General features: G+C 39.5%; 1 protein-coding gene and 1 pseudogene. Both read left to right on the top strand.

Features of this window, described 5'->3' with window-relative positions; translation table 11 throughout:
* Window positions 1-825: 825 nt before the first annotated feature.
* Entirely contained in the window at window positions 826-2247 is a 1422-nt protein-coding gene (locus tag NJ959_RS27155; RefSeq protein WP_254014880.1) for a DUF5009 domain-containing protein, read from the top strand.
* Window positions 2248-2413: 166 nt separating this feature from the next.
* Window positions 2414-3629 (top strand): annotated as a pseudogene (locus tag NJ959_RS27150) (hypothetical protein); the annotation flags it as partial.

Below are 3629 nucleotides of genomic sequence, written 5' to 3'. Positions count from 1 at the left end.
GATATTTAGAGCCTGTGGTTATCCCAGATAGAATTAAAAAAAAGCCATTCAGTTGAGAGATTAAGTAAGGTGCATTAGGAATAATGTACCGGGATGGGATGTTGAGTGGGATTTAGTTGAAGTAGGAATAGGCAAGCTGCAAGTAGCAGCGCAACGCGAGCTGCAAGCAGTAGAGCAACGCGATCGCAGTTAAAGACTTGACATGTTGACGAATTTAAGTTAAATTAGTAGAGTGGGAAAATGTGGGTTCATGGAAGGTGATATTTAGAGCCTGTGGTTATCCCAGATAGAATTAAAAAAAAGCCATTCAGTTGAGAGATTAAGTAAGGTGCATTAGGAATAATGTACCGGGATGGGATGTTGAGTGGGATTTAGTTGAAGTAGGAATAGGCAAGCTGCAAGTAGCAGCGCAACGCGAGCTGCAAGCAGTAGAGCAACGCGATCGCAGTTAAAGACTTGACATGTTGACGAATTTAAGTTAAATTAGTAGAGTGGGAAAATGTGGGTTCATGAAAGGTGATATTTAGAGCCTGTGGTTATCCCCAAGAGAATAAAAAAAAATGCCATCAGCAGAGAGATTTAAGTAAGGTGCGTTAGGAATAATGCGCCGAAATGGGAGATAGAGTGCGATCTGCAAGCAGCAGCGCAACGCGATCTGCAAGCAGCAGAGCAACGCTATCGCAGTCAAAGACTTGACATGTTGACGAATTTAAGTTAAATTAGTAGAGTGGGAAAATGTGGGTTCATGGAAGGTAATGTTTTGAGCCTGTGGTTATCCCCGATAGAATTAAAAAAAAATGCCATAGATAAAAGTCACAACTACCCATGACTTCACCTAATTTCTCTAAACGCGCCGACGCTTTAGACGCACTACGTGGATTTGCCGTTTTGACGATGGTATTATCAGGTACTATCGCTTACAAAATATTGCCCCCATGGATGTATCATGGTCAAGAGCCACCGCCTACCCATGCTTTTAATCCCGACTTAGCTGGATTCACCTGGGTTGATTGGGTTTTTCCATTATTTTTATTTTCGATGGGGGCAGCTATCCCTCTCGCATTATCGCGGAAAATTGCTCAAGGCTGGGATGAGAGAAAGATTATTTTATCAATAATAACGCGAGGTTTTTTCTTAGGCAGTTTTGCGATAATATTACAACATCTTCGACCATTTCAACTCAATTCTAATCCCACACCCCAAACTTGGTGGACGGCTTTTGCTGGATTTTTTATTATATTCTGTATGTATGTTCGTTTGCCTAAGTCTTGGTTTCCGTGGTTACAGAAATCTCTGACACTTGTGGCGTGGAGTTTATGTATTGTTATTATTGCTAATTGGCAATATCCGAAAGGCACTGGATTCGATTTGAATCGCAGTGATATTATTTTAATTGTTCTGACTAATATCGCTGTTTTTGGTTCAATTATCTGGTTATTTACCCGTTCCCAATTGTGGTTGCGCCTTGGTTTTTTGGGCTTATTGCTGGCAATGCGCTTATCCTCTACTGATGATGGATTGATTAAATTGATCTGGAATCAATCGCCTGTACCATGGATTTTCCAATTTGATTATTTAAAGTATTTATTTATTGCTATTCCCGGTACTATTATCGGTGATTTAATTTGCTCATGGCTGGAGTCACCAGACAGGAAAGATGAAACTGATTTTAATTGGAAGCAGCAACAGTTTTACTTGATGATATTGTTGAGTTTTACGATGATTTTAATCCTCCTGATTGGATTGCAAGGGAGATGGGTATGGCAAACGACATTACTGACGGGAGGGATTGGGTTATCTGGTTTAATGTTATGTAAAAATCCTACTACTGGTACGGAATTATTGCTAAGTCAGCTTTATAAATGGGGATTTTTTTGGTTATTCCTTGGTTTACTGTTTGAGCCTTATCAAGGTGGGATTAAAAAAGATTCAGCGACATATAGTTACTTCTTTGTTACGACAGGGATGGCGATTCTTCTGTTAATTGCTTTTGCGATTATTATCGATGTCTTTAAAAAACGAGGATGGATGGCACTTTTAATCGATAATGGTATGAATCCCCTGATTGGCTATATGGGATTTGCTAATCTGATTTGGCCAATTTTGGGATTAAATGATTGGGAAAAGCCAATTATAGATATCACATCTACTCCTGTAACAGGATTTTTAAGAGGAGTATTTTATACTTTAATTGTGGCTTCGATTGCTAGTTTGTTGACGAGGCTGAAATTATTTTTGCGCACATGAGGTGAAGAGTGGATTAGTATATATAAGTATTTTAGGACTTATGCTGTTATGATTTGATTGAGATACTGTCTTTTTTTAACGCAAAGGTACGCAAAGGTTAGCGCAAAGGTGCGCAAAGAAGAGAAGCGGTATAATTACTGTAATTTATACTTTTCATAACTGTAAGATGCTGACTACTCGCTGGCAAAAAATGTTAGTAGGTGGTGTGATTAAACCCCCCTACATAAATAACCCCAAAGTCATATTTTGGTTGAGTCTCAGTCTAACTTTTAGTGCAATTTATAGTTATCTGGCACTGGGAGAAGGATTCAGCAATCCTTATATAGTGCAAGATGATGCGAGACAACATGTATTTTGGATGGAGCGCTTTCTCGATAGTGAGTTATTTCCGAATGATTTAATTGCTGATTATTTTCAATCTGTCGCACCGTTGGGATATTCAAGTCTTTACCGAATTGCTGCGGAAGTGGGGATTAATCCTTTTATTTTCAATAAAATTCTACCATCGATACTGGGCGCGATCGCAACTTATTACTGTTTCCGGATATCCCTAGCAATATTCCCTATACCCACAGCGGCTTTTCTGGCTGCCACTATCCTCAATCAAAGTATCTGGATGAAGGATGATTTGGTATCCGCGACACCGAGAGGATTTGTTTATCCGATATTCCTGGCTTTTTTGTACTATTTGTTACGACGACAAGTTTTGGCTTGCTTGTTTGCGATCGCGCTTCTTGGGCTATTCTATACTCAATATATCTTCATCGCTGCTGGTATCTTAATTCTCCGACTATTAGATCTCCTCCGTCAATCCCTAAAACCCCTCCCCAAACCTCCCCTACTAGGAGAGGGAGAAAGAATTGATTTTTACCCAAATCGGCAAGATTACTTATTTTACATTCTGGGTTTAGTCGTATCCGCAGTGGTGCTATTATTTTACGCACTAAATCCTGCTGATTTTGGACCAGTTATTTCCCCAACTGAAGCCAAAACCTTACCGGAATTTTGGGAAAATGGAAGGAGTGCTTTTTTCCAGGATAATCTTTGGAGTTTTTTCTTGATTGGACCGAGAAGTGGCTTATTTAATGTAGGATTTGTTAGACCAGCTACTCTAACATTAGGATTATTGTTACCAGTCTTACTGAGATTTCCGAATCGTTTTCCTTTAGTGAAGGAGATTTCCCATAATATCAAAATTATACCACAAATTTTACTAGTATCGATCGGGATGTTTATTGCCGCCCATGGGTTGCTGTTTAAGTTACATCTTCCCAGTCGATATACCGAGCATAGTTGGCGAATTATTTTTGCGATCGCATCTGGTATAGTTCTCACTGTACTCCTAGACGCTATTTTAAAAATGGGGAGTGGGGAGTGGGGAG

This window comes from Limnofasciculus baicalensis BBK-W-15 (assembly GCF_024178385.1).
GTDB classification, from domain to species: Bacteria; Cyanobacteriota; Cyanobacteriia; order Cyanobacteriales; family Coleofasciculaceae; genus Limnofasciculus; species Limnofasciculus baicalensis.
The sequence above is the reverse complement of the archived record's forward strand: the minus strand, read 5'-3'. Positions and strand labels throughout refer to the sequence as shown.

Excerpts from the sequence above, each read along its gene's own strand:
- NJ959_RS27155 (WP_254014880.1), top strand. The coding sequence starts at position 826 with ATGACTTCACCTAATTTCTCTAAACGCGCCGACGCTTTAGACGCACTA.